Raw genomic sequence first — 26,819 nt, forward strand, 5'->3', positions numbered from 1 at the left:
GCCATGGCGGAGAAGAAGCGCGGCGCGAACGAGCCCGAACCCCGGCCGATCATCGTCAAGAAGATCATCGTCGATGGCCATGGCGGCCATCATGGCGGCGCCTGGAAGGTGGCTTATGCCGACTTCGTGACGGCGATGATGGCCTTCTTCCTGCTGATGTGGCTGCTGGGTGCGACCACCGAAAAGCAGCGCAAGGCGCTGGCCGACTATTTCACGCCGACACTGGTCGAGCTGAAGATGAATTCGGCGGGGTCCACCGGCATGTTCGGCGGCGACAGCCTGATGGCGAAGGAAAATTACCCGACCACCGGTGGTCAGGGCAATCTGGCCATCACCATCCCGCGCGACGCCACCGGCACCAAGGACCAGGGCGGCAAGGCGCTGCGCGCGGCCGACCGGCAGAAGTTCGAGAATATCAAGAAGCAGCTTGAGGACCGCATGTCCAAGAAGGGCCTGGCCCGGCTGCGCAAGAATGTCCGCTTCACCGAAACCCGCGAGGGGCTGCGCATCGACCTGATCGACGAGGCGGATTTCGCGATGTTCCGGTCGGGCACCGACCAGTTGCTGCCCGAAGCCAAGGCGCTGATCGCCGAGGTGGCCGACGCACTGGCGACCATGCCCAACCCGCTGATCGTGCGCGGCCATACCGATGGCCTGCCCTATGCGTCGGGCCGAAGCATGAACAACTGGATGCTGTCGTCGGCCCGTGCGGAATCGACCCGCAAGGCGCTCGCCGAAACCGGTATTCCCAATGCCCGCTTCGCCCGGATCGAGGGGGTCGCCGATCGCGAACCGTTCGTGAAGAGTGACGCCTATGATCCGCGCAACCGGCGCATGTCGGTCATCCTGGGCTGGACCCGTGGCGGCAATGCCTCGGCCGACGAGGATGACGCGCAGGATCCCGAAACCCAGGCGGCGATCAAGGAGCGGGACGATCCGCAGCGGGTCGCGCGGGAACAGGCGCAGAAGCTGGACATGGGCGGCACCGGCCTGCCCAGCGGCGCGGCGCTGATCAACCCGACGGCGGCGGGCACATCGTCCAAGCCGGGCAAGCATTGAGGCGGACAGACGGGGCGGAAAAATAGGAAATCGCCGCCTTAACTTCCCATATTTCCCGCACATTCGGCAATTTTGATGCAGGGGTTGGAAATCTTGTTTCCAACCCCTGCTTCGTCATGTCCGGCCGAAATCCCATCGCGACGCAGCATAAGCCATGATGCGCCAATAGGACAGGCCGGGGTCGGCTCACCCCCATGCGGGCACGGCCTGCCCCTTTGTTGCACCTTTTTGTGGGCGATTGCCTATATGGGCCGCTCCTCGCTTGATGCCCCATGCGGCGTCGCAACGTTCCAAGGCCCTGATTATTGGCCGACATTGCCTGTCCGATGGCTGTGAGGCGCGCCCCGCGTGCCCGCCTGGACGGGCCGGGAGATTAATGTGTCCACATCTGCCGCGCATGCCGCGCGCCACACCCATTTCGGCTGGTTCAAGCGCCGCCGCGACCTGGAAGTCGATGATGTCACCGTCGTCGACCGGTCCCTGCTGAACCGCGCCGTCGGTGCGGCCGCGCTGGGCAATGCGATGGAATGGTTCGATTTCGGCGTCTACGGCTATATCGCCGTTACGCTCGGCCATGTCTTTTTCCCGTCCAGCGATCCGGCAGTGCAGTTGATCGCGACCTTCGCCACCTTCACTGTCGCCTTCCTGGTCCGGCCGCTGGGCGGACTGGTGTTCGGGCCGCTGGGCGATCGCTATGGCCGGCACAAGATATTGGCGATGACCATGATCCTGATGGCGGTCGGCACCTTTTCCATCGGTCTCATCCCCTCCTATGCGCAGATCGGCATCGGTGCGCCGCTGATGCTGCTGGCCGCGCGGCTGGTGCAGGGCTTTTCGACCGGCGGCGAATATGGCGGCGCGGCGACCTTCATCGCGGAATATTCGACCGACCGGAAGCGCGGTCTGATGGGCAGCTGGCTGGAGTTCGGGACGCTGGGCGGCTATATCGCCGGCGCCGGCACCGTCACCGCCCTGCAGATGTCGCTGAGCGAGACGCAGATGCTCGACTGGGGCTGGCGCATTCCCTTCCTGGTTGCCGGGCCGCTGGGTCTGCTCGGCCTCTATATGCGGCTGAAGCTGGAGGAGACGCCGGCATTCCAGGCCTATAGCGAACAGATCGATGCGCGCGAAAGCGAGCGGCCGGGGCTGGGAACCCTGTTCCGCGTCCATTGGCGGCAATTGCTCAAATGCGTCGGGCTGGTGCTGGTGTTCAACGTCACCGACTATATGCTGCTGACCTACATGCCCAATTATCTCAGCGTCACCATGGGTTATGCCGAGACCAAGGGGCTGCTGCTGATCATCATCGTGATGCTGGTGATGATGCCGCTCAATGTCGTGGGCGGGCTGTTCAGCGACCGGCTGGGCCGGCGGCCGATGATCATCGGCGCCTGCGTCGCGCTGATGCTGTTGTCGGTGCCGTGCATGCTGCTGATCGGCACGGGCAATGACGCGCTGATCTTCCTGGGGCTGATGCTGCTGGGGATTGCGCTGGTCTGCTTCACCAGTTCCATGCCCTCCACCCTGCCCGCGCTCTTCTATACGCCGGTGCGCTACAGCGCGCTGTCGATCGCGTTCAACATCTCGGTCTCGCTGTTCGGCGGCACGACGCCGCTGATTACCGCCTGGCTGGTGCAGAAGACCGGCGATCCGCTGGTGCCGGCCTATTATCTGATGGGCGCGGCGCTGATCGGCCTGCTGACAATGCTGACGGTGCGCGAGACGGCGGGCATGCCGCTGCGCGGATCGCCGCCGGCGGTGGCGAATGAGGCCGAGGCGATCGCGCTGGTCGAAAGCGGCGAGCCGGTGACGGTGGACAAGGCGCTGCCCGACCTGCCGCCGGTGGCGCCGGTCGCGGTCGAGACGCCGGCGATAATCCGGCCGCTGGCGAGTTAGAGCCACATTTTCCTCCTCCCCTGCAAGGGGAGGGGAACCGCCGAAGGCGGTGGAGGGGTGTCGCCCTCTCGTGAGCAAAACACCCCTCCGTCAGGCGCTACGCGCCTGCCACCTCCCCTTACAGGGGAGGATGAGGTAGTAGAAGCACGCTCTCTCGTCCCCTCAGGCGGGGAGGACGAGGCTGGCTTCGAGGCCGCCGCCGGGGCGGTTGGCGAGTTGGAGCGCGCCGCCATGTTCGGCCATGATCGCGCGGACCAGGGCCAGGCCCAGGCCAGCGCCGCCGGTCTCGCGGTTGCGCGATCCTTCGAGCCGGGTGAAAGGCTCCATCATCTCGCCCATCTTGTCCTCGGCAATGCCGGGGCCTTCGTCGGCAACGACGATGCGGATCATGCCGTCCTGATGCTGGACGCTGACATGGGCGCGGTCGCCATAGACGATCGCGTTTTCTATGAGGTTGCGCAGCGCGCGGCGGATCTGCTGGGCGCGGACGAAGGCGACGGCGCGATCGCTGTCGATCATGTCCACCGGCGACCCCAGTTCGATGAAATCCTCCACGACGGCATCGGCAAGCGAGGTCAGGTCGACCTTCTGCGCCGTCTCGCTGCTGCGGCCGGCGCGCGCGAGCGAGAGGATGTCGTCGAGCATCCGGTTCATTTCCTCGATCGTCTCCGACATGCGGGCGCGCTCGGCCTCGTCGTCGACGGACTCGGTGCGGACCCGCAGCGAGGCGAGCGGGGTGCGCAGATCATGGCCGATGGCGCCCAGCATCCGGTCCTTCTCATCCAGCATGGCGATGATGCGCGCGCGCATGGCGTTGAACGCGGTGGTGAGCTGCCGCACATCGCCCGGCCCGCTTTCCTCGACCGGATCGGCCGCGCCGGTCCTTGCAAACTGACGGGCCGAGCCGGTCAGTTGCTTGAGCGGGCGGGCGAAGCGGCGGCCCATCCAGAGCAGCGGAATGAGGACGATGACATAGAGGATCAGCGTCTGGGCGACCAGCCAACCGCCAAAGCGCGGCGGGCGGCTGCCGATGCGGGCCTCGGTCGTCAGCCATTTGCCCGGTTCATATTCGACCGCGAGGGTGAGCCGGCCGACGCGATGGTCGCGCGGCGCCTCCCCCGTGGCGCGGCTGCGTATCTGTTCCCAGCGGCGCAACGGCATGATGCGACTGTCCTCCGCCGCCTCGATCGTGCGGACGGTGAGGCCGATATCGTCGAACATCGCGCCGGCGCGGGCCGCGACATCAGGACGCGGCTTGCCGCTCAGCGTCGGGCGGCTGGCGAAGAAGTCGATATTGCGCCGGTCGCGATCCTGATTGGCGCGCGGATGGTCGCGATCGGGCGCGCGATCCGGCCTGGTGTCGAGCGCGTTGATGACGCGATAGACCAGTGGCGCGGTCTGGCTGGTCAGTTCGACCCGATTGCGTTCGCGCAGCAGCAGGCCGAAATTGATCGCCTGCGCCACGAACAGCGCGATCGCGACCAGGATGATGATCTGTCCGACCAGGCTTTGCGGCCAGAGGCGCAGTTGCTTCACAGTTTGCGGACCTCCGCCGACAGGGTGTAACCGCCGCCCCAGACGGTCTTGATCAGCGTCGGGTTCTTGGCGTCCGGCTCGATCTTCTTGCGCAGGCGGCTGATCTGGTTGTCGATCGCCCGGTCGAAGGCGTTCGCCTCACGCCCCTGGGTGATGTCGAGCAGTTGGTCGCGGCTCAGCACCTGATTGGGCCGGGTCGCGAAGGCCAGCATCAGATTATATTCGGCGGTCGAAAGCGGCAGCGACACCCCCTCGGCATCGACCAGGGTGCGTTCCTGCGTCTTCAAGAGCCAGCCGGCAAAGGCATAGGTGGCGCCGTCGGGCGCGGTGACGCGCTGACCGCCGGTGGCGACGCGGCGGAAGATCACCTTGATACGGGCGACCAGTTCGCGCGGCGAAAAGGGTTTGAGCACATAATCGTCCGCGCCCATTTCCAGACCGACGATACGATCGGTCTCTTCCGACCGGGCGGTGAGCAGGATCACCGGAATCTCGCTGGTCTCGCGGATATGGCGGCACAGCGACAGGCCGTCCTCGCCGGGCATCATGATGTCGAGGATGACGAGATCGATGGCATTGGCGGCCAGACGCAGCCGCGCCTCCGCCGCATTCTCGACGGCGGTCACGCGGAAGCCGTTGCGGGAGAGATATTGGGCCAGCGGCTCGCGGATCGATCGCTCGTCATCGACGAGCAGGAGATGGGGTCGTTCGCTCATTTTGCCTGTCTGTCATGCCGGGGGACGGGTTGGAAGGGCGAAGGCAGGGGAACCTTCGCCCTTCCCCCTTGGGACGATCGACTGGAGCGGGGCGCTAGGGGGAAAAGCCCCGCTCCGGATCGTCGGCGCTGTCAGCCGATCAGTTGGCCGGCGGCGGAGGCGGCGCCTGGTCGGCGCCGGGACCACGACCCGGACCACGATCATGTCCGCGACCGGGACCACGCATCGCCTGGCGGGCGGCCTTCATTTCCTCGGCCGTGACCTTGCCATCCTTGTTGGCGTCGGCCTTGTCGAACATGGCGAGCGGGCCAGCAATAAATTCGGCCTTGGTCATGGTGCCGTCCTTGTCGGCGTCACCGAAGCCGGGGCCGCGGTGCATCATGCCGCGGCCGGGACCGCCATGGCCACGCCCGCCCCAGCGCTTGCCGTCGGGGCCGCCGGGCTTGCCGGCTTGCGGGCCGCGATCGGCGCGCGACTGATGACCGGCCTGGAACTCGGCCTTGCTGATCTGGCCATTCTTGTCGGTGTCGAGCGCGGCGAAGCGTTCGTCCAGACGCTGCTGGCGGCGGATGTCACGATCCTCCTTGGTCAGCTTGCCATCCTTGTTGGCGTCGAGCTGGGCAAAGCGGGCTTCGAGCGAGGCGGTCAGTTCCGCCTTGGTGATGGTGCCATCCTTGTTGGCGTCGGCCATCATCATCGGGCCGCCACGCATGCCGCGCGGACCCGGACCACCATCCTGCGCGAAGGCGACATGGGTGGCCGCCAGCCCGCCGACGAACAGCGAACCGACCGCGACGGTGGTGAAGAATTTGCGGAGCATTGGGTCTTTCCTTCCAAGTTCAGTCGTGGATGGTGTGTCGACCATCCTTGACGTCGCTTATCGGCAAGACTTGTCCCGCAACTTTGTCATGTCACCCAATAGTTTGTCGCAATTTGTATCGGGAGTCTTTGTTGGAGAACCGCACCGGCCCGCACCCCCACCCGGCCTCCCACAGTATATCCTGGATGGGAGGTCGGGTGGGGGCGCGGGCCGGTGCCGCGTTAATCAAAGCCCGTCGCGGCGACCCAGCAGGCGCAGGCGCAGCGCGTTCAATTTGATGAAGCCCGCCGCGTCGCGCTGGTCATAGGCGCCGGCGTCGTCCTCGAAGGTGACGACCTTCTCGCTGTAGAGCGTGTAGGGCGACTTGCGGCCGACGACATAGACGCCGCCCTTGTAGAGCTTCAGGCGGACCGTGCCGGTCACCTTTTCCTGGCTGTGATCGATTGCGGCCTGGAGCATCTCGCGCTCGGGCGAGAACCAGAAGCCGTTATAGATCAGCTCAGCATATTTGGGGGCCAGCTCATCCTTGAGGTGCGCAGCGCCACGGTCGAGCGTGATCTGCTCGATGCCGCGATGGGCCAGATGATAGATGGTGCCGCCCGGCGTTTCATACATGCCGCGCGACTTCATGCCCACGAAGCGGTTCTCGACCAGGTCGAGACGGCCGATGCCATGCTTGCGGCCATAGTCGTTGAGGGTTTCGAGCAGGGTCGCGGGCGACATGGCGATGCCGTTGATCGCGACGCCGTCGCCACGCTCGAAATCGACCGTGATATATTCGGGCGCGTCGGGCGCGTCTTCCGGGTTGACCGTGCGCGAATAGACGAAGTCCGGGGTTTCCTCCCACGGATCCTCCAGCACCTTACCCTCCGAAGAGGTGTGCAGCATGTTCGCGTCGGTCGAGAAGGGACTTTCGCCACGCTTGTCGCGCGGGATCGGGATCTGGTGCTGTTCGGCGAATTCGATCAGCTTGGTGCGGCTGGTCAGATCCCATTCGCGCCAGGGGGCGATCACCTTGATGTCGGGCTGCAGGGCGTAATAGCCCAGCTCGAAGCGGACCTGATCATTGCCCTTGCCGGTGGCGCCATGGCTGACGGCGTCGGCGCCCAGCATCTTGGCGATCTCGATCTGGCGCTTGGCGATCAGCGGACGGGCAATCGAGGTGCCGAGCAGGTAGAGGCCTTCATAGAGCGCATTGCCGCGCATCATCGGGAAGACATAATCCTTCACGAATTCCTCGCGCAGGTCGTCGATGAAGATATGCTCTTCCTTGACGCCCATCAGGCGGGCCTTGGCACGGGCGGGTTCCAGTTCCTCGCCCTGGCCGAGATCGGCGGTGAAGGTGACGACTTCGCACTGATAGGTCTGCTGCAGCCATTTCAGGATCACGCTGGTGTCGAGGCCGCCCGAAAAGGCGAGGACGATACGATTGATCTTGTCGGACATGGTGGGCGACTCTTCTGCAGGCCAATGACGGCGTGGGATATAAACCGCGCGCCGGTAACAGGCGGGACGGGCAAGCGCAACAGCGCGGGGGTGCCTGTTGGAGACTGCGAGCCTTAACTTCCCATATTTCCCGCAGATTTTGACATAATCTTGCTGCACGCTGATCCTATCGGAAAGCGCCCCTCCCCCCCTCCCCTGTATCCTGCTTCTATCAGGCAAAGCGGACTGTAGGACAGGCAAGACAAAGGGGACGATGGCGGGCCACCGTCCCCTTCATTGTCAGCTCGGGGCGCCGATCAGCTGGTGCGCGGCTTGAACAGGCCCGGACGGGCACGGTCGCTGCCGAAGCGATAGACGGTCTGGCTGCGATCGGTCGCCGCGGCGCTGGCCGGGGTTGCGACCGGCGCGGCGCGGGCGACCGGATCGGCCGTGCGGAGCGCCTGCCGCTGGGCGAGCAGGAAATGGGCACGGCGACGGCGGTTGCGCTGGGTCAGGAAGGGATTGTCGCGGCTGGGGGCAGCGGCGACCATCGCTTCGACATCGCTGGCGGGAGCCGTGGCGGCGGCCAGCGGGGTGCGTGCAGCAATCGGAGCAGCGGCCGGAGCTACAGACGGGGCAGCCGGTGCGAGGGGCATCGGTGCCGGGGCCGAGCCGGTTTCGATCGGCGTAATCGCTTCACGCTCGGCTTCGACACGCTGGCGGCGGCGACGGACGACGGCGGTGGCGCCAAGGCCGACCAGCAGCAGCGAACCGCCGCCCAGCGCCAGCAGCAGCGCCGGATCGATCAGGGCCGAAGGCTGTTCGGTCGGCGCGGCAGCCGGGGCCGGTTCGGCAACCGGGGTGAGGGCGGCCGGTTCCGGAGCCGGCGTTGCGGCCGGGGCTACGGGTGCCGGCGCTTCGGTACGTTCAGCCGCGACCGGGGTCGGAGCAGGTGCCGGGGCGGGTTCGGCCCGACGAGTTTCCGCGCGGCGCGGTGCCGGGGTGGCCGGGGCAGCGCGGCTTTCCTGCGCGGCGGGCGCTTCAGGCTGCGGCTCCGGGGTCGGCGGCGTCTGTTGCACGACCGGCTGGCTGGGCGCGAAGACCGGCGCCGCCGGGGTTGCAGACGGTGTGGCAGGCGCTGCGGGTGCGGACTCTGCCGCCGGCACCGCGGGGGCGATGTCGACCGGCGAGGTCGGCGCCGCCATGGGCGCGGCCGGCGAGGGCGTCATCACCTCCTGCGCGAACAGGGGCGTTGCGGACAATGCCAGGACAGCGGCGATCGCGGCCGAGGCGGGACGGATGGATCGAATATTCTTGGTCATAGCGATAGATCAACCGCCGACCATCTCCATTGGCCTCAAACATATCGTCAAATGCGGGACGATCTGTTTTTCAATATCGATGAATTGAAAAACACCACCTCAACATGAACAGATGTTCATTCCAAACATGAACAACAGATTTATATAATGACTTCACAGCATCAGACATCGTCGCCGGACTCTTCCTTGCGTTCAAGACGCGCACCATCCAGCAGAGCCGTCATTCGACGTTCTTCTTGCTGGTCGGCAAGTTTCTGTGCCTTGGTCCGGCCGAACTTGGCGCGGTTGCTGTCTGCTGCCTGCGCCTTGTCGGCCCGATCCCTGGCCTTGCGCGCCAGACGAAAATTAATGACGTTGCTCATCTTCCATCCTTGGCCCTATGGGGAATAGTGCCACAAAGATCCGGGGCAGCGCCAGTCGCCTTCGGCCCGGCCATACAGGAAAATCATGCCCAGCATCCATGACGTCGCCGCCCTCGCCAAAGTCTCGATCAAGACGGTGTCCCGCGTTGTCAACAAGGCGCCGAACGTCAGCGACGAACTGCGCGAGCGCGTGAACGCGGCGATCGAGCAGCTGGGATATCGCCCCAACCAGTCGGCGCGGCGGCTGGCCGGTGGCCGGTCCTTCATGATCGCCTATCTCTACAGCAACCCTGCCCCCGCCTATACCGGCGGCATCCAGTCGGGCGCAGCGGCGCGCTGCCGCGACCTTGGCTATCATCTGGTGGTGGAACCGATTTCCGACGGCGGCGAGGAGCGGATCGAAGTGCTGGACCGGCTGGTCGCGGCGCTGCGCCCGGACGGCGTGTTCCTGGTGCCGCCGCTGTCCGACGACGCGCTGCTGCTCGACCGGCTGGCGGAAATGAACCTGCCCTGCGCGCGGATCGCCGGCACGGCGGACGCATCCAGGGGTGGCATCAACATGCCGACGCCCGAACATGCCGCCGGACGGATGGTGGCCGATCATCTGGCGTCATTGGGCCATAAGCGGATCGCGGTGATCACCCCGCCGCCGACCCACAAGGCGGCGCTGCAGCGCGTCGAGGGGTTTCGCGAGGGGATGGCGGCGGCCGGCCTGCCGATCGACGACAGCCTGTTCATGCAGGGCAGTTTCGATTTCGCGTCCGGCATCGCCTGCGCAGAGGCGCTGTTGCAGCGGGACGACCGGCCAACCGCGATCTTCGCCACCAACGATCCAATGGCGCTGGGCGTGCTGACGCTTGCGCATGACCTGGGCCTGCGCGTGCCCGAGGATCTTTCGGTGGCCGGGTTTGACGATACGCCCGCGAGCCGCACCAGTTGGCCGCCGCTGACCACCGTGCGCCAGCCGCTGGACCATATGGGCCGCGCCGCGATCGACGCGCTGATCAATGGTCCGGGCGAACCGCCGCGCTTCACCTTCTCACTGGTCGCGCGCGGCAGCACCGGCGCAGCGACGCCGTAAAACGAAGGCAAGGCCCGGCATTGCCAGCGAAAAATCCGTCCGTCCTCCCCGACGCAGGGAACCGAAAGCGGCGCGGGCCGTCATGCTCATTCGCGCCCCTATCCCCTATCGTTCATGCGCGCCCTGACGTCGGCGGACCGGATGCCCTATCACCTGACCAAGGCGGTGCCCCAGAACGCTGTGGACTGCGGCGCCCGGCGGACGATCCGCGACAATATCCTGTGGCAATATCGGGGCGATGCCCCGACGATTATCCTTCGAAAGTCCTGATGCTGTGGACCAGGGGCGATTTCACTTACAGTTCGGGCAAGCGACTGAACACCATATTGCCCCCCTATTCGCAGGTCGATCCATCCGGCTTGACGCGCGGCAGATGGAGCGGACCTACTGGACCCGCGAGTTTGGCCAGGTGCGCTGGGAAGCGTGGAAGCGGGACGATTATACCCGGCCGCGCGACGGCAAGTCGGCATCGGAAATGGCGGAAAGCTTCTTCGACGACATAGCCGGGTGCGGGCTTCTGCATCCTGACGAGGAATTTCGCGGTGTCGCCCGTCAGCCGGTCGATATGCCGGCGATCCACGCCCGGCGCGGGAACGATCTGCACCGGCGGCCCCATCAGGGCCGGCAGCGGCGCGGGAAAATGATGGGACGAAGGTTCGCCCTTCATGTCCCAGCCGCCATTTGTCGCGGCATTGAGCGCGGCCTCCAGCGTGGCCGTGCGCGCGTCGTCACCACGATTGAGGCTGATCGCGCGGCGCAGGAAAACGGCATAGCGCGGATCGGCCGCCGCATTGGCGCGCGCCAGCAGCATGTCGGCCCCAATATCGCCATGGCCGCTGCGCTGTATCTGTCCGACCAACGGATAGAAAAGCGCATGGCCGTCCGGCAGGTCGATGATTTCCGGTGCGAGTGCAGCAAGCAGCGTCTTGTCGTTAAGGGCGCAGGCGGCCGTGACCTTCATCCGCAACAGCGCGGGATTGACCTCTTCCAGTTCCACCGAGGTCGCCAGCGCGTAGACATCATGCCAGCGCACATCCAGGCAGAGTGCGCGACAGCTTTCGATGATCCGGTCAATTGCCGCCGCATTCTCCACCCTATCCATCGCCCGGCCTTGCCCCTTTCGTCAGATCGGACATGCGGCGCGCGGGGGCGCCATGTCCAGCAAGACGGCATATTGCCGCTGGCGACGCTTCGGACAATCCCCGTATTCACGCGGCAAGTCACAAGATCGCAGCGTCATCCAATTGAAATGCCTTGGTCATCAAACTGACCGCAGCGCCCGCTAAGGGGCCGGTCGCATGAGCGAGCATCCTTCTGAACAGGCGCTGCGGGCGCCGCGGCGGCTATGGACCGGCTGGGCCGGGCTGCTGGCGCAGGTCGAGCGGATGACGCGGCGTTCCGACAGCGAGGATCTGTTGCACGATGCCTATGTCCGCATGGCGGCCCGGCCCGAACGGCCCGACAATGAGGAAGCCTTTCTGGTCCGCGCGGCGGTCAACCGGGCGAAGGACAGCTATCGGCGGGAAAAGGTGCGCGGGCCGGCGAGCGGCGAGGATGTGCTGGCATTGTTGCGTGACGGCGCGCCGTTGCAGGACGAGGCGCTGATGGCACAGGCGCGGCTGCGGCGCGTGTCGGAAGGGATCGACCAGTTGCCGCCACGGACCCGCGAGGTGTTCCTGCTGCAGCGGATCGACAATCTCAAATATCGCGAGATTGCCGAACGGCTGGACATCAGCCAGAGCGCGGTCGAGAAGCATATGGCCAGGGCAATGAGTTTCCTTGGCGAATGGACGAAGGATTGGTGAGCCCCGACATGCCCGGTGAGCGCCCCATGGCCCGGACCGCTGCCGAGTGGATTGCAAGGCTGAATGCGGACGAACGGACGGTGGACGACGAGCAGGCCTTTCGTGCCTGGATCGCGGCTGACCCCGCGCATGCGGCCGATTTCGAGCGGGCGACCGATATCTGGGCGCTGGTGCCCGGCACCGACGCGGCGGTGCGTCCTGCGCCGGCGCCTGTGCGCAGCCTGTCGCGCCGGCGGATGATGGCGGCCTGCGCCGGCACTTTGGTGGTAGGCGGCGGTGGCATGGCGATCATGCAGACGGCGATGGCGGGCACCCGCTATCGCACCGCCATCGGCGAGCAGCGGCGGCTGACCCTGCCGGAAGGATCGGCGCTGTTCCTGGATACCGATACCGATGTCCGGGTGCTGGCGAGCGCCAGCCGGCGGCGGCTGTGGCTGGAACGGGGGCGCGTGGCGCTGACGGTGAAGCCGTCCGCCGTGCCCTTTGCGATCGACGCCGGCCGGGGCCGTTTCGTCGCTGGCAGCGGCCGGTTCGACGTGCGGCGCGACAGCGATGACCGGCTGGCGATGACGGCGCTGGCGGGGCAGGCCGATGTCGCGATCGCCGGCGGGCAGCGCAGCCTGTCGGCCGGGCAGCGCATCCGCACCGATGCCGCCGATGTCGTGCAGCTCGATCGGCCCGATGTCGAAACCACCCAGGCCTGGCTGAGCGGCCGCGCGGCCTTTCATGACGACCGACTGGATGCCGTGGCGGCGGAGGCCAATCGCTACAGCCTGACCCGGCTGGTGATCGCCGATCCCGCCACCGCCGCGCTGCGGGTGAGCGGCATGTACCGGATGGGCGACAATGTCGCGCTGGGCCAGGCGCTGTCGCAATTGCTGTCCGTGCCCGTCCGCCAGGTGGACGACCGGGTGCTGCTGGGCGGCTGAAAAAAATCGCCGATGCCGGGGTGGGGTAAAATCCCGCTGGCGCGTCGGGGAGGCGCGGCGCCTTCTGCCGCTGTCCACGGGGGATGATCGTGACCGTTTCTTCTTCGCGCACTTTGCGCCGCTCTCTGGTGCTGGGCGCCGCTCTTGCTGCCTTCTGCGCGGTTCCGGCCCAGGCGCAGCAGCGCCAGGCGACCGTCCAGATCGCCGCGCAGCCGCTGGGGACCGCGCTGGAGGCGCTGGCCCGCCAGACCGGCACCGACATATTGTTCGCGCCGCAACTGGTGGCCGGGATGAGCGGCCCGTCTCTGAGCGGCCGGATGGATGCGATGGCGGCGGTCGAGCGGCTGATCCAGGGCAAGCCGCTGGCGGTGCGGCGGCAGGGCAATGGCGCGCTGCTGATCGTGGCGGCGGCGGCGGAGCCGCAGGAGACGGTGGCCAGCGGCGGCGTCGAAGTCGCGCCCGACATCATCGTCACCGGCTATGCCGCCAGCCTGTCCGGCGCGCTGGCCGAAAAGCGCAAGGCGACCAATGTCGTCGACGTGGTGAAGGCCGAGGATATCGGCAAATTCCCCGCCCAGAACATCGCCGAAGCGCTGCAGCGCGTGCCCGGCGTGTCGATCGTGCGCGACCGCGGCGAAGGCGTGTTCGTCCGCATCCGCGGCCTGGGCGCCAATTTCCAGGTCGTTACGCTCAATGGCCGCTCGGCTGCGGTGAACGAGAATGTGCGCGACAGCGGCCAGAGCGGGCGCCAGTTCCGCTTCGACACGCTGCCGTCCGAACTCATGTCGGCGGTCGAAGTCATCAAGAGCCCGCGCGCGGACCTGGCCGAAGGCGGCATCGGCGGCATCGTCAACCTGCAGACCTTCCGCCCGATCGACCTCAAGAAGCCGGTGCTGGCTTTGTCCGCCACCGCCAGTTCGCCGCGCCTGGCCGACACGGTCGATCCGCGACTGTCGGGCATGGCCAGCTGGGTCAATGACGAGGGCACGTTCGGCGCGCTGATCGCGGCGGTCTATGACGAGCGCACCACGCGGCAGGACCGTGTCACCGGCGTGGGCTGGGCCGACGGGCGGATCGATGCGGATGGCGACGGCACGCTGGACAGCGACACCATATTGGTGCCGACCAGCACGCGCCCGACGCTGGAGCGCGAGAACCGCAACCGCATCGGCCTCAATGGCGCGATCCAGTGGAAGCCCGACGACCGGTTCGAGCTGAATGTCGATGGCCTGTGGAGCCGGCTCAACATCGATTATGACGAGCTGACCTATTCGACCGATTTTTCCGCGACCACGCCGGGCGCGATCGTGCCGGGCACGGCGGTGATCGAAAATGGCGTGCTGACCGCCGCGACCGTCAATACATCGACCCAGATCGGGCGCGAGACGTCGCGGCTGGAATATGAGAATTGGCTGATCGGCGCGAACGCCAAATGGTCCGCCAATGGCTGGACGCTGGCTGCCGACGCAAGCCTGGGCCGGGCCTATTCCAATACGCCCACGCCCATCTATCGCACCCGCCTGCTCGGCAGCGTGGGCCAGGTCGCGTTCGATTATGGCAAGGTGGGTGAACGCCTGCCGAACCTGGAGTTCCTGACCGCCGACCTGACGGAATCGACCACCTTGCCCGGCCGCCGGATCGAGTATCGCGTCAATGACTCGCTCGATCGCCAGCGGGCCGCGACCTTCGACGTGACGCGCGAGCTGAGCGGCGTGGTGCAGGCGCTGCGCTTCGGCGCCAAATATGAAAAGCGCGACCGCACCTATAATCGCCGCGACATCAATTTCACCAGCGGCATCGCCGGTCAGCGCTTCGACGACAGCTATTTCGAGGCCTTTCCGGTCGATGATTTCCTGAGCGGCGTGGGCGGCAACCTGCCGACGAACTGGGTCATGCCCGATCCCGACCGTTTCTGGGACGCGGCGACCGGCAAGGAGGCCCTGCTCGACGCGCCGCTGACCCGTGGCGACCGGCGCAACAGCTATGCCATCGATGAACGGATCATTGGCGGCTATGGCATGGCGGAGTTCAGCCTGCCGCTGGGCGGCATGACCATCCGGGGCGACGCGGGCCTGCGCTATGCCCATACCCGGCAGACATCGTCGGGCTATGCCGACAATGGCAGCGCGGCGCTGCCGGTCAGCTATGAGCGCAATTACGGGAATGTTCTCCCCTCGCTCAACCTGGTCGCGGAGTTCACGTCGAACCTGCAGATGCACTTGGCCGCGTCCAAGGTCATCACCCGGCCGTCGCTGGCCGACCTGGCGCCGCGCCTGACGATCAATTCCAACCCGACCGTGCTGACGGCGGTGGGCGGCAATCCCGAATTGCGGCCGTTCGAGGCCTGGCAATATGACGGCACGGTCGAATGGTATTTCGCGCCGGGCAGCGCGCTGATCGGTGGTGCCTTCTACAAGGACATCACGACCTTCGTCTTCCAGCAGACCCGCAATTTCGACCTGGACGGCCAGATCTATCGCCTGACCGCGCCGCAAAATGGCGGCAATGCCTATGTCGCGGGGATCGAGATCGCCTATCAGCAACTGTTCAAGATGCTGCCGGCGCCGTTCGATGGCCTGGGCTTCCAGGCCAATTACACCCATACCAAGAGCAAGGGCACCTATGCCCTGTCCGATGGCACCACCTTCCGCGACGACCTGACCGACGTGGCCGGCGACAGCTTCAACCTGACCGCCTTCTACGAAAAGGGGCCGGTCGGCGCGCGGGCCAGCTATAGCTGGCGCGGCAAGGTGCTGCGCGACGTCGGCGGCGCGGGGCTGGCCGCCAATAACGACGCGGCGTTCGGCAGCCTGGACTTCGACATTTCCTACAAGGTCACGCCCAATGTCACATTCGTGGTGCAGGGCATCAACGTGGCCGGCGGCGTCCAGTGGCAATATGTCCGGGACGATCGCTTCGCGGGCTACACCGATTATGGCACCACGCTGATGGCCGGCGTGCGCGCCCGTTTCTGAACGGAAGGACGGCAATGACGATGCGATCGATCGGGATCATGCTGGCGGCGGGCGCAATGCTCGCCGCCGCTCCGGCGCAGGCCCAGGACAAGGCAAAGGATGGGGCCACGCCACAACGGGCGCGCAACATCATCCTGTTCCTGGGCGACGCCGGCGGCGTGCCGACGCTGAACGCTGCGGGCATCATGGCGCATGACCGGCCGCAGTCGCTGTTCATCCAGTCCATGCCCCATGTCGGCCTGTCCGACACCTCGGCGCTCGACAATTGGGTAACGGATTCGGCGGCGGGCATGAGCGCGATCATGACCGGGCACAAGACCAACAGCGGCATGATCTCCGCGTTGCCGGCGGCCGATGGCGCGATAACCCCGGTCAAGAGCTTCCTGGAATATGCCGAGCAGCGCGGCCTTTCCACCGGCGTCGTGACCAACATGCCGATCTGGGACGCGACCCCGGCCGCCTGCTTTGCCCATGTCGCCACGCGCAAGGACAAGGACCAGATCTTCCGCCAGATGCTGACGCCCCGCTTCGGCAATGGCGTCGACATATTGATCGGCAAGGGGCAGGCCGATGCGGTCGCGTCCTTCGCCAAGGATGGCACCACGCCACAGGCGGCCTTCGCCAGAGCGGGCTATCGGTTCGGGGACGATCCGGCACTGGTGAAGGATAACGGCCGGGCGGCGGTGCTGCGCGATGCCGACTATGCGCCGATCCCGGCGGTCGAGGCGACGATCGGCCAGCTGGCGCGCAATCCCAAGGGCTATTTCCTGATGGTCGAATGGGACATGCACACCGACAAGCCGGAAAATGGCCTGAAGCATGTGATCGAGATGGACGAGATGATCCGCCGGGTGAGTGCGATCGCGGGCAAGGATACGCTGATCCTGTTCACCGCCGACCATAGTTTCGGCCTGCGCATGACCAGCGGCAAGCGCAACGCGCCCATGGCGCAGCAATATGCGGCGGCGGCGGCCAAGCCGGGCGCTACGGTTGCCAATAATGCGATCATCGGCGTCGAGGACAGCCACACCGGCGAGGAAGTGATCGCCGCCGCCGCCGGGCCGGGCGCCGATCAGGTCCATGGCTTCTTCGCCAACACCCGCCTGTTCGACATGATGCTGAAGGCGATGGGCTGGAAGAAGGAGCATTGAAGGCCGCAGCGGCACCCGCCCCGATCCTGCGGATCAAGCTGCGGTGCCGCTGATATGTCGGGGATGACGGACTGGAGCGGGTAGCGGGGATCGAACCCGCATCACAAGCTTGGAAGGCTAGTGCTCTACCATTGAGCTATACCCGCCCGTCAGGTGACGCGCCCTGCCATCATTCACCGGGGCTCGTCAACAGCGCATTGATGGTAAATGCGTGAGAACGCCTCTTAACCCGGCCTCGTCTTTGTTCTATCGCTCGGCCATGACCAACCCGTCCCTGCGCCAACTCGACATTTTCGCGCAGATGGTGGCCGCGGGCAGCCTGACGCGCTGCGCCCAGACGCTGGGCGTTTCATCCGCCGTGATCGAGCGCGACATGGCGTCGCTGGAAATGCGGCTGGGCTATCGTTTGTTCGACGATATTCGCGGCGCGGCGCGGCTGACCCCGGCGGGCCGGCGCACGGCGCAGGCGATGACCCTGCTGGCACAGGACGATCCCGAGGATTGGGCAGAGGAAGCCACGCCCGCCCCTACCCCGCAACCTGATCCATCGCCGGCCCCGCCGCCCGCGCTGCCGGAATTGCTGCTGGATGCGGATGCGCAATTGCCGTCGCTGCCGGCCGCGCCGCCGCCCGCCAATCGCGCCATCATCCTGGCGACGCCGGCGCCGGTGTTCGGCCATTTCCAGGATGCACTGACCGCATTCGAGGCGGCCAATGACGATATCGCCATCACCCTGGACCTGAGCGTCCAGTCGGCGGTCGAGGCGGCGCGAGCGATCGAATCGCTGCGCGCCGACATCGCCTATTTCTATGCGCTGGAGGAACCGGCCGGCCTGCCGTCGCGCTATGGCTGGTCGGAACAGGTCAATCTCTATGCCGGGGCGGACCATCCGCTGGCGCGCGCGGGCAGCGTGTCGCGCGGCGACCTGACCATCACGCCGCAACTGGCGGTCGATCCACGCAACGGGCTGCGCCCGATCATCGATGCGGCGCTGGCGCGCGGCGGCGCCCGGCTGGGCCCGGTAATGCTGGAAACCGATAATATGTTCGACATCATCACCGCGCTGCGCGAAGGCGCGGGTTGTTTTGCGGCCTTTGGCCCGATGGCGCGCGATCTGGGGCGGATGAGCGGCATTCGCCGGCTGGCGCTGGACGTGCCATTGCCCGCGATCGAGGTGCGCCAGACCGTCAACGAACGATCGCTGTCGCGCCCCGGCGTGCAGGCGCTGGCGGATTTCCTCTTCCTCTGACCAGTAAATGATAGCGGAATTGTGCGGCTGATCCGTCTTGACGGCGGGTAATATGCTGCGCGCCATGCCGTGCAAAAATGCAACAGTTGGTGGTGAATGCGGCAGAAACGGCCTTCATTTCGCCGATCGTATATTGATATGATGTATCATGACCGATACGCGGGGGCCGACCCACATATTCTGCAAGGATAAAAAGCCTGATGCTTCGTTCCCCGTCGCTGCGCGCCGGCTGTGCCCTCACGGCCCTTTGCCTGGCCTGGCCCGCCGCCGCCCAGACCGCAGCCCCCGCCGAAACCCAGGCCGATGGCAGCTATCATGACCCGCGCAGCGACATCGTCGTCACCGCCCTGATCCCCCGCAGCCAGGGCGACATTTTGTCCGGCACCTCGATCGTCACCGGCGAGGAACTGACCCGCAGCCTGCGCCCGACCATCGGCGAGACGCTGGCGCGCCAGCCCGGCGTGTCGGCCACCTCCTTTGGCCCCAACGCATCGCGCCCGATCCTGCGCGGCTTCCAGGGCGAGCGCGTGCGCATCCTGACCGACGGCATCGGCAGCTTCGACGTGTCTAACACCTCGGTCGACCATGCGGTCGCGATCAACCCGCTGACCGCCGACCGGATCGAGGTGCTGCGCGGCCCGTCCGCCCTGCTCTATGGATCGTCGGCGATCGGCGGCGTGGTCAATGTGATCGACAGCCGCATCCCGCGCCGCGTGCCCGACGAGGCGATCCATATCGACGCGATCGGTACCTATGGCAGCGCCGCCAACGAACGCAGCGGTTCGGGCGAGATCGAGGTGCCGCTGACCGAGAATTTCGTCGTCCATGTCGATGGCAGCTACAGCAAGACCGACAATCTGCGCACCGGCGGCTATATCCTGTCCAAGGCGATGCGCGAGATCGCCGCCGCCTCCGACGAGGAGGAAATCCAGGACAATGCGCGGCTGAAGGGCAAGCTGGCCAATACCGCGGCGGAAGTGTGGGAAGTGGCCGGCGGCTTCGCCTATATCGGCGATGGCGGCAATCTGGGCATGTCGATCTCGCACAGCGAGAACACCTATGGCGTGCCGTCGCGCCTGGAAGTGGCCGAGGAACATGACCATGATCACGATCATGACCACGATCATGAGGAAGAGGGTCACAGCCACGAGAATGTGACGCTGGCGATGAAGCAGACCCGCGCCGACCTGCGCGGCGAGGTCGCGGTCAATGGCGGCTTCCTCGACAGCATCCGCCTGCGCGCGGGCTGGGCCGATTACCAGCATCAGGAAATCGAACCGTCGGGCGAGGTCGGCACCACCTTCAAGAACCAGTCGATGGAAAGCCGGCTGGAATTCGTCCAGGCCGACCGCAATCGCTGGCAGGGTGCATCGGGCGCGCAGTATTTCACCCGCCGTTTCCAGGCCGATGGCGAAGAGAAGTTCCTGCCCAAGAACCAGACCGACCAGTTCGGCCTGTTCACGCTGCAGTCGCTGGACCTGGGCGACACGCGCCTGGAAGCGGGCGCGCGCTATGAACATACCAAGCTGCAGTCGGACCCGGATGCCGACCTGTTTGCCGAGGCCAGCCAGCGCAGCTTCAACGCCCTGTCCGGATCGCTGGGCATCAGCCAGACGATCATGCCGGGCTGGCGCGTGGGCCTGAACCTGTCGCGCAGCGAGCGCGCCCCGTCGGCCGAGGAACTGTTCGCGCGTGGCAATCATGCCGGCACCCAGGCGTTCGAGCTGGGCAATCCCGATTTCGGCAAGGAAAAGAGCTGGGGCGTGGAAGGCACGCTGCGCGGATCGGGCAATGGCTACAGCTTCAGCCTGGCCGCCTATCACAACTGGTTCAGCGGCTTCATTTATGAAAGCGTGGTCGACGACAGCGTCTGCCAGGCGGCCAATGGCGGGGCCGAGATGGAATTCCCCTGCTATGCCTATGCCCAGGCCGATGCCCGCTATTATGGCTTCGAAGCCGAAGCGTCGGTGAAGCTGGCGCAGGTCGGCAGCTATGCGATCAACATCGACGGTGTCGCCGACTATGTCCGTGCCACGATCAAGGGCAATGGCCCGGCGCCGCGCATTCCCCCGCTCCGCCTGCTGGGCGGAATCGAGGCGCAGGGCGCACGGCTGAGCGCCCGCGCCGAGCTGGAACATGTGTTCGAGCAGGATCGGGTGACCGATTTCGAAACGCCGACCGATGGCTTCACCATGGTCAACGCATCAATCTCGTTCAAGCCGCTGGCTGGCAATGACCGCACCACGCTGATGCTGTCGGCCAACAATATCTTCGACGTGGAAGCGCGGCGCCATGCGAGCTTCCTGAAGGATTTCGCCCCGCTCGCCGGGCGCGACATTCGCCTGACGGCGCGCATCTCGATCTGATCCGCCTCCCGGCCTCGCCCAGCGGGGCGCCGGTCGCTCCCTTCGCCTGCCCCTCTGGGCGAAGGGAGCGATTGCAAAAAATGACATTTTCGTTACATAGCGCCGATGGAACGCGCTGCGGCAGAGCATGAGGATTCGGGCAGGCCGCCCGTAAGCCGCCGGTAATGCGCCAGATTGCCGCTCTCCCCTATACCAGCGACCCGATCGACGGGTCGATGCAGATCCTGCTGATCACGTCGCGCGACACCGGGCGCTGGGTGATTCCCAAGGGCAATCGCATCAAGGGGCTGGCCGGCCATCGCGCGGCGGAAGTCGAGGCGTTCGAGGAAGCGGGCATCCATGGCATCGCCTGTCCCGCACCGATCGGCCGATACAGCTATGACAAGCGCAAGCGCAGCGGCAAGTCGCGCGAGGCGAATGTCGAGGTTTTTCCGCTTGCCGTGACCGGCCATCTGACGCAATGGCCCGAAAAAGGGCAGCGCGAGCTGCGCTGGTTTTCCGTCGCCGAAGCCGCAAAGGCCGTCGACGAACCCGAACTGCAATCGATCATCGCGGCTTTCCGCGAACCGCCCGCCGATCCGGGCTGGTTCCTCCGGTTGCTGCTGTCGATCCGCGAGAAGCAAAGTGAAAGGACTGGAATGCTGCGCTGGTTTCACGCGCTGATGCCCAAGCAGGGGCGTTTCTTCGAGCAATTCGAAGACCATGCCGCGACCCTGGTCGCCGGCGCCGACGCCCTGGCCAAGCTGCTCAAGGGCGGCCCGGACATGGACGCGCATATCAAGGAGATTTCGGACCGCGAGCATGAGGCGGACGACATCATCCGCGAAGTGCTGCAGGACGTCCGCCGCATCTTCGTCACCCCGTTCGACCGCAGTGCCATCACCGGCCTGATCGGCGTGATGGACGACGCGATCGACCAGATGAACCAGACCGCCAAGGCAATCGCGCTCTATGAGGTCAAGGATTTCGCGCCGCAGATGCAGGACATGAGCGCGCTGATCGTCGAATGCGCGCGGATCACGGCGGAGGCGATGCCGCTGCTGCGCTCGCTCAACATCAATTCGGCGCGCCTGCACGAGTTGACCGAACGGCTGGTCAAGCTGGAAGGCCATGCCGACATATTGCATGAGGCGGGCCTCAAGGCCCTCTACAGCCAAGCCCGCGCCGGCAATCCGATGGATTTCATCGTCGGCAACGAAATCTACAGCCATCTGGAAAAGGTGACGGACCGGTTCGAGGACGTCGCCAACGAGATTTCCGGCCTGGTCATCGACCACGCCTGACAGGCCTGACCGGATATGGAAGCCCATCTCGCCTTCCCGCTGCTGATCGCACTGATCGGCGTTGCGCTGCTGTTCGATTTCCTGAACGGCCTGCATGACGCCGCCAACTCGATCGCGACCATCGTGTCGACGCGGGTGCTGAAACCCCAATATGCGGTCGCCTGGGCCGCCTTCTTCAACTTCATCGCCTTCCTCTTCTTTGGCCTGCATGTCGCCGAGACGGTGGGCAAGGGCATCGTCAGCGCCGACATCATCGACGCATCGGTGATCTTCGGCGCACTGATGGGGGCGATCGCCTGGAACCTCATCACCTGGGGCCTGGGCATCCCATCCTCGTCCAGCCATGCGCTGGTCGGCGGCCTGCTGGGCGCGGGCACGGCCAAGTCCGGCCTGTCGGCGATCGTGTGGAGCGGCGTGTTCAAGACCAGCGCGGCGATCGTGATATCCCCCGCCGTCGGCCTGTTCCTGGCGCTGATGCTGGTGCTGGCGATCAGCTGGATCTTCCGCAAGTTCACGCCGCAGGGCGCGGACCGGGTGTTCCGCAAGCTGCAGCTTGTTTCTGCGTCGCTTTATTCGCTGGGCCATGGCGGCAATGACGCGCAGAAGACGATGGGCATCATCGCGGTGCTGCTCTATTCGCAGGGGCTGCTGACCGGCGGCTTCCATGTGCCGATGTGGGTGGTGCTGAGCTGCCAGGCGGCGATGGGCCTGGGCACGTTGCTGGGCGGCTGGAAGATCGTCCACACCATGGGATCGAAGATCACCCGCCTGACCCCGGCGCAGGGCTTCTGCGCGGAAACGGGCGGCGCGATCACCCTGTTCATGGCGACCCATCTGGGCGTGCCGGTATCGACCACCCACACCATCACCGGCGCCATCGTCGGCGTGGGCGCGTCCCGCCGGCTGTCGGCGGTGCGCTGGAACGTCGCGTCGAGCATCATCGTCGCCTGGGTCGTGACCCTGCCGGCGGCGGCCGCGATCGGCGCGCTGTTCTATGGGCTGACGCGTTTGTTCTGATCGGAACAGGCCGAGACAAGAAAAAGGGCGCGGGAGTGATCCCGCGCCCTTTCTCGTTCAGGCACTCCGCCGGTCAGGCACTCCGCCGGTCAGGCAACGCGGCCGAGGCGGTGGTAGAGATTGGCATATTTGACCGATTCCGGCTGGTCCTGCACTTCCTTGAGATAATGGGCGATGGCGGTGCGGATCAGGCCGAAATCCTCCTGGCTGAAGACCGCGCGCGAACGGGCGGGCTGGGGCGCTTCCATCGTATCGGTCGTCATCTTCCTGTCCTTCCTGCCTTGTGGCTGTGCTGGTTGATGACAGCGATATTGACAGGTCGAAGGGGAAGCGGAAGGGCGATGAGTGGCCGCAAGTCACGCCGCGACTTGTTCATATTGTCAAATCATGACAATATGACCTTATGGCAGATGTGACCGACCGGAAGCTCTATCTCGGCCCCAAGCTCCGCGTGCTGCGCCGCGAACTGGGGCTGAACCAGACGCGCATGGCCGAAGAACTGGGCGTGTCGCCCAGCTATCTCAACCATCTGGAGCGCAACCAGCGGCCGCTGACGGCGCAGATGTTGCTGCGGCTGGCCAATACCTATGACATCGACATTCGCGACTTCACCGCCAGCAGCCAGGATGGGGCGGCGAGCGACCTGGCCGAGATATTGTCCGATGCGCTGGTGCGCGACATCGGCATCGCGCGCGACGAAGTGCTGGAGGTCGCGGAAAATTATCCCGGCGTCAGCGAGGCGATCGGCCGCTTCTACCGCGCGCTGGCCGACCTGCGCCGCCTGCCCGAGCAGATGCAGGCGAGCGGGCGCGGCGCTGCCCCTGCCCCGCTGGTCGCGCCGGTTGACTGGTGGCGCGAGACGGTAGCCAAGGCCGGCAATCATTTCGCCGAAATCGACGCCGCGGCCGAAGGGATCGCCGCGGAGCTGGAGGAAGATCCGGCGCTGTTGCAGGCCGGGCTGCGCGCGCGGCTGAAGGAACGGCACGGCATGGCGGTGCAGATGGTGCGCGCCGATGTGCTGGCCGGAACGGTGCGCCATTATGACATGCACCGGCGGCGGTTGATGCTGAGCGAGCGACTGCCGGCATCGGGGCGACTGTTCGCCATGGCCTATCAGCTCTGCGCGCAGGAGATGGCCGACCTGATCGCGGCACAGGTGACGCGCACCGCGCCGCCGGACGAGGACAGCCGGCGGCTCGCCGTCATTGCGCTGACCAACTATGCCGCCGCGGCGCTCATCATGCCCTATGACCGGTTCCGCCAGGCGGCGGAGGCGAGCCGGCATGACCTTCCCCTGCTGCGCGCGCGCTTCGGCGTGTCGACCGAGCAGCTGGCGCACCGGCTGACCAGCCTCAACCGCACCGGCGCGCGCGGCATCCCCTTCTTCATGGTGCGGATCGACCGGGCGGGGATCGTGTCCAAGCGCTTCGATGGCGAGGCCTATCCTTTTGCCCGCTATGGCGGCACCTGTCCGCGCTGGGACGTGCATGCGGCCGACGCGCCCGACATCGTGCTGCCGCAACTGATCGAGACGTTGGACGAGCGGCGCTTCCTCACGCTGGCAATCGCCCTGCCCCGTGCCGATGGCGCGCGCGGGCGGCAGGTGATTGTACTGGGATGCGAGGCGAAACATGCCGGGCGGATCATCCATGCCGATGGCATCGATACCGAGCGCGACGACGCGGTGACGGTGGGGCCGACCTGTCATCTGTGCGAGCGGCGCGACTGCCCGGACCGGGCGCTGCCGCCGGTCACCCGCGCGCTGGACCTGCACAGCTATGAGCGGACCGCCAGCCCCTTCCCGTTCCGGCGGGTATGATGGGCGCTCCGCCCCGCCCCCGTCACTGAGAGGGGCCCCGGCCGTCGCCGGGATGAAGGGGGCGGAAACGGAGCGCCCGCCGCCAACCCTCAGGCTGCTACGGGCCTGGGTTGGGGCGATCGGGCGGAGCGGTTCTTCACGCGGCGCATCGGCAGGTTGCGGCAATGGCGCTTGAAATAGACGATCTCCAGCAGGGTCGGCCAGATTTCGAGCGAGGAGCGAATCAGCCCGACCTCGTCATCGACCATACGACTGACATTCTGCTGGAAGAAATCCGGCTCGAAATCATAGAAGGTGCGTGACAGGCCAGCGGCAAAATGGCCCAGCGCATCGCGCCGCTCGGTCGTGCGCGCGTCGGCCATGCTCTTGAGCACCCGGTCATGCAAGGCGCGGGCGCTGTCCAATATCTCCTCGCTGTCCTGCAGGCTGACCGCGCCGTCATAGTCGAAGGCGATCGACCATTCGTCGGTGCGCTTGAGGCTGGTGCGGATCTTGCGCTTGAGCAGGCCGCAGATCGCCTCGTTGAACACCTCCGACGCCAATGGATTGCGCATATAGCTGTTCTTGATGTGGGTCTGGGCGGAATCGACATGGGCCGAGACCATGTTCGACTGCTGAATCCACAGGCGATAGATATAGTCCTCGAACCGCAAGCGCGTCGGGAAGAAGGGCGGCAGGCCGGTGCGATTGTCATAGCCCGCGACGCCGCAGTCCATTCGCCAGTTGAGATTGGTGAGGCAGGGGCGGAAATTGACCAGCACATAGGTGTCGTTGAGCCGTTCGGCATCGACCTCGTCCGGATCGTCGAGGAACATGTCGACGAAATCGACCGCGTCGATATCGTTGGTGCCGGTGCGGAAGGTCTGCGCCATCTTCACCACCGCCGATCGAGGCAGCCGCCCCTCCTGCAGGGTCAGGCTGTTTTCCCGCGCGAAGCCGAGAGAATTGTTGGATTCCAGGTCCATGGCGCTGTCGATCACCAGTTCGCCCTGGTCGTAATTGGCCGGCGCGTCGGCCACCGTCTTGCCCAATATGTCGCGGAAGGACTGGAGGATGTCATAGGATTTGCGGCAATGGCCATTGGCGCCGCGCGGAATCGTCTTGCCCCGGCTGATTTCCCGTTCGCCCAGCGTTTCCGGGCTGTCCTCGATCAGGGCATAGGGGCGCATGTCATCGTCGGCGCTGACCATCAGGTCGCCCAGCGTATACATCAGGGTGAAGTTGCGGTTGCCGCCATAGCTGGGGCGGAAGAGGTTGCGGACCAGCACGTCGAGCTTGCGGTCGCGCAGCCGCTTGCAGATGTAGGAAACGAACTGCTCCTTTTCGGCCGGGCCGACATACCAGAGGTCGTTGACCGTCTTGGTCGCCTCCAGCGCGCCGAAATATTTGTCATGATTGGCGACCGAGGAATCATCGAAGACGATGATCGGCGCGGTCTGGCCGCTGCGGGCGAAATTTTCGTCATAGGCCTCGACGGTCGCGCCGACGTCGCGCAGGCGATAGGTCGGGATCACGAAATGCAGGTCGCGTTCGCTCACAAATTTGTCCTTTGGGGATATGGGAAATGAGGGTCAGTCGCGCCGGGCGCGGGCGGCCAGAAAGGCCGCAAGCGGGGCGCGATCTTCGGCCAGGATCAGGGGATCGCGATGGCCGTCGCGCTGCGCCTGGCGTCGGTCGAGGTCGCGGCGCCAGCCATCGCGCAGGCGCACGCCCTGGCAGAGCAGCAATATGCCGAGGCTGGCGAAGCTGAAGCTGGCGAGGGCCAGCGCCATTTCCAGCGGCGCCGATGCCGGGCCGTCCAGGGTCAGGGCGCGATGCAGCAGCGAACTGCCCGCCGCCGCGCCGACGAGCAGCAGGCCAAGGCCGCGCCAGGCGAGATCGCGCCGGGTCATGATGCCCGGCTCCGTTGCAATGCCGGAGGAGCCAGGGTGGCGCGCGGCCGGATCGACAGGCGTCCGGTGAGCCGTGGCCGATCGCTGCGCCGCCCGGCATCGGCCGGGGTGGGAGG

General features: G+C 66.0%; 23 protein-coding genes and 1 tRNA gene. 13 read left to right on the plus strand and 11 right to left on the minus strand.

Annotation, left to right across the window (positions count from 1 at the left end; genetic code table 11):
- Positions 1–3 precede the first annotated feature (3 nt).
- The gene (locus BRX37_RS08820; RefSeq protein WP_097384316.1) at positions 4–1,059 is read left to right on the plus strand and encodes a flagellar motor protein MotB; all 1,056 of its coding nucleotides are present in this window, start codon (positions 4–6) and stop codon (positions 1,057–1,059) included.
- 378 nt (positions 1,060–1,437) lie between these two features.
- Entirely contained in the window at positions 1,438–2,955 is a 1,518-nt protein-coding gene (gene proP / locus BRX37_RS08825; protein WP_125986394.1) for a glycine betaine/L-proline transporter ProP, read from the plus strand.
- 162 nt (positions 2,956–3,117) lie between these two features.
- On the opposite strand, the gene BRX37_RS08830 is transcribed toward proP, so the two are convergent.
- The 6 genes from BRX37_RS08830 to BRX37_RS08855 all read right to left on the minus strand — a co-directional run bounded on the left by BRX37_RS08830 (position 3,118) and on the right by BRX37_RS08855 (position 9,136).
- Complete coding sequence (locus BRX37_RS08830) at positions 3,118–4,491, minus strand: sensor histidine kinase (protein ID WP_125986396.1); 1,374 nt, start codon at positions 4,489–4,491, stop codon at positions 3,118–3,120.
- Positions 4,488–5,207 (minus strand): response regulator, encoded by a 720-nt coding sequence (locus tag BRX37_RS08835; RefSeq protein ID WP_010338343.1) that lies wholly within the window; start codon positions 5,205–5,207, stop codon positions 4,488–4,490. The genes BRX37_RS08830 and BRX37_RS08835 overlap by 4 nt, the downstream gene beginning before the upstream one ends.
- Positions 5,208–5,346: 139 nt before the next feature.
- Positions 5,347–6,027: an EF-hand domain-containing protein gene (locus tag BRX37_RS08840; protein WP_125986398.1), complete on the minus strand. Its 681-nt coding sequence runs from the start codon at positions 6,025–6,027 to the stop codon at positions 5,347–5,349.
- 225 nt (positions 6,028–6,252) lie between these two features.
- The gene (locus tag BRX37_RS08845; protein WP_125986400.1) at positions 6,253–7,473 is read right to left on the minus strand and encodes an argininosuccinate synthase; all 1,221 of its coding nucleotides are present in this window, start codon (positions 7,471–7,473) and stop codon (positions 6,253–6,255) included.
- Positions 7,474–7,769: 296 nt separating this feature from the next.
- Positions 7,770–8,774, minus strand: coding sequence for a hypothetical protein (locus BRX37_RS08850; RefSeq protein ID WP_125986402.1), 1,005 nt, complete (start codon positions 8,772–8,774; stop codon positions 7,770–7,772).
- A 161-nt stretch (positions 8,775–8,935) separates the two neighbouring features.
- Positions 8,936–9,136 carry a DUF4169 family protein gene (locus BRX37_RS08855; protein ID WP_125986404.1) on the minus strand — a complete coding sequence of 67 codons (201 nt, stop codon included), beginning with the start codon at positions 9,134–9,136 and terminating at the stop codon, positions 8,936–8,938.
- A gap of 85 nt (positions 9,137–9,221) precedes the next feature.
- Here BRX37_RS08855 and BRX37_RS08860 point away from each other — a divergent pair, with 85 nt between their 5' ends.
- Together BRX37_RS08860 and BRX37_RS27255 are read left to right on the plus strand one after the other, a co-directional pair.
- Positions 9,222–10,217, plus strand: coding sequence for a LacI family DNA-binding transcriptional regulator (locus BRX37_RS08860; RefSeq protein WP_004208225.1), 996 nt, complete (start codon positions 9,222–9,224; stop codon positions 10,215–10,217).
- Between the two features lie 114 nt (positions 10,218–10,331).
- Complete coding sequence (locus tag BRX37_RS27255; RefSeq protein WP_017500427.1) at positions 10,332–10,487, plus strand: hypothetical protein; 156 nt, start codon at positions 10,332–10,334, stop codon at positions 10,485–10,487.
- A 64-nt stretch (positions 10,488–10,551) separates the two neighbouring features.
- Here BRX37_RS27255 and BRX37_RS08870 read toward each other — a convergent pair whose 3' ends face one another.
- Positions 10,552–11,319 (minus strand): hypothetical protein, encoded by a 768-nt coding sequence (locus tag BRX37_RS08870; protein WP_318276643.1) that lies wholly within the window; start codon positions 11,317–11,319, stop codon positions 10,552–10,554.
- Positions 11,320–11,515: 196 nt separating this feature from the next.
- On the opposite strand from BRX37_RS08870, the gene BRX37_RS08875 reads away from it, so the two are divergent.
- The 4 genes from BRX37_RS08875 (at position 11,516) to BRX37_RS08890 (ending at position 17,077) form a co-directional block, all read left to right on the plus strand.
- Positions 11,516–12,022, plus strand: coding sequence for an RNA polymerase sigma factor (locus tag BRX37_RS08875; RefSeq protein ID WP_125986406.1), 507 nt, complete (start codon positions 11,516–11,518; stop codon positions 12,020–12,022).
- A gap of 26 nt (positions 12,023–12,048) precedes the next feature.
- Positions 12,049–12,951, plus strand: coding sequence for a FecR domain-containing protein (locus BRX37_RS08880; RefSeq protein WP_318276644.1), 903 nt, complete (start codon positions 12,049–12,051; stop codon positions 12,949–12,951).
- Between the two features lie 83 nt (positions 12,952–13,034).
- Positions 13,035–15,926 carry a TonB-dependent receptor gene (locus BRX37_RS08885; protein ID WP_125986408.1) on the plus strand — a complete coding sequence of 964 codons (2,892 nt, stop codon included), beginning with the start codon at positions 13,035–13,037 and terminating at the stop codon, positions 15,924–15,926.
- Positions 15,927–15,940: 14 nt separating this feature from the next.
- Positions 15,941–17,077, plus strand: a complete 1,137-nt coding sequence (locus BRX37_RS08890; protein WP_125986410.1) for an alkaline phosphatase — start codon at positions 15,941–15,943, stop codon at positions 17,075–17,077.
- 72 nt (positions 17,078–17,149) lie between these two features.
- On the opposite strand, the gene BRX37_RS08895 is transcribed toward BRX37_RS08890, so the two are convergent.
- A tRNA-Gly gene (locus BRX37_RS08895) sits at positions 17,150–17,223 on the minus strand.
- A 113-nt stretch (positions 17,224–17,336) separates the two neighbouring features.
- On the opposite strand from BRX37_RS08895, the gene BRX37_RS08900 reads away from it, so the two are divergent.
- The 4 genes from BRX37_RS08900 (at position 17,337) to BRX37_RS08915 (ending at position 22,992) form a co-directional block, all read left to right on the plus strand.
- Positions 17,337–18,326: a LysR family transcriptional regulator gene (locus tag BRX37_RS08900; RefSeq protein WP_164522437.1), complete on the plus strand. Its 990-nt coding sequence runs from the start codon at positions 17,337–17,339 to the stop codon at positions 18,324–18,326.
- 200 nt (positions 18,327–18,526) lie between these two features.
- Positions 18,527–20,692, plus strand: a complete 2,166-nt coding sequence (locus tag BRX37_RS08905; protein WP_125986412.1) for a TonB-dependent receptor — start codon at positions 18,527–18,529, stop codon at positions 20,690–20,692.
- Positions 20,693–20,856: 164 nt separating this feature from the next.
- Positions 20,857–21,975 carry a DUF47 family protein gene (locus BRX37_RS08910; protein WP_010338330.1) on the plus strand — a complete coding sequence of 373 codons (1,119 nt, stop codon included), beginning with the start codon at positions 20,857–20,859 and terminating at the stop codon, positions 21,973–21,975.
- A gap of 15 nt (positions 21,976–21,990) precedes the next feature.
- Positions 21,991–22,992 (plus strand): inorganic phosphate transporter, encoded by a 1,002-nt coding sequence (locus BRX37_RS08915; RefSeq protein ID WP_004208257.1) that lies wholly within the window; start codon positions 21,991–21,993, stop codon positions 22,990–22,992.
- 89 nt (positions 22,993–23,081) lie between these two features.
- Here the strand turns inward: BRX37_RS08915 and BRX37_RS26695 are convergent, their stop codons facing one another.
- Entirely contained in the window at positions 23,082–23,255 is a 174-nt protein-coding gene (locus tag BRX37_RS26695; protein ID WP_004208258.1) for a hypothetical protein, read from the minus strand.
- Between the two features lie 140 nt (positions 23,256–23,395).
- Here BRX37_RS26695 and BRX37_RS08920 point away from each other — a divergent pair, with 140 nt between their 5' ends.
- Positions 23,396–24,811: a helix-turn-helix domain-containing protein gene (locus tag BRX37_RS08920; RefSeq protein WP_125986414.1), complete on the plus strand. Its 1,416-nt coding sequence runs from the start codon at positions 23,396–23,398 to the stop codon at positions 24,809–24,811.
- A gap of 89 nt (positions 24,812–24,900) precedes the next feature.
- On the opposite strand, the gene BRX37_RS08925 is transcribed toward BRX37_RS08920, so the two are convergent.
- Entirely contained in the window at positions 24,901–26,349 is a 1,449-nt protein-coding gene (locus BRX37_RS08925; RefSeq protein ID WP_010338328.1) for a hypothetical protein, read from the minus strand.
- 33 nt (positions 26,350–26,382) lie between these two features.
- A complete protein-coding gene (locus BRX37_RS08930) occupies positions 26,383–26,703 on the minus strand; it encodes a hypothetical protein (RefSeq protein WP_097385715.1) in 321 nt (106 codons plus the stop codon).
- Between the last annotated feature and the right edge of the window lie 116 nt (positions 26,704–26,819).

Origin of the sequence: Sphingomonas sp. S-NIH.Pt3_0716, assembly GCF_003950715.1 — a bacterium.
Lineage (GTDB): Bacteria > Pseudomonadota > Alphaproteobacteria > Sphingomonadales > Sphingomonadaceae > Sphingobium > Sphingobium yanoikuyae_A.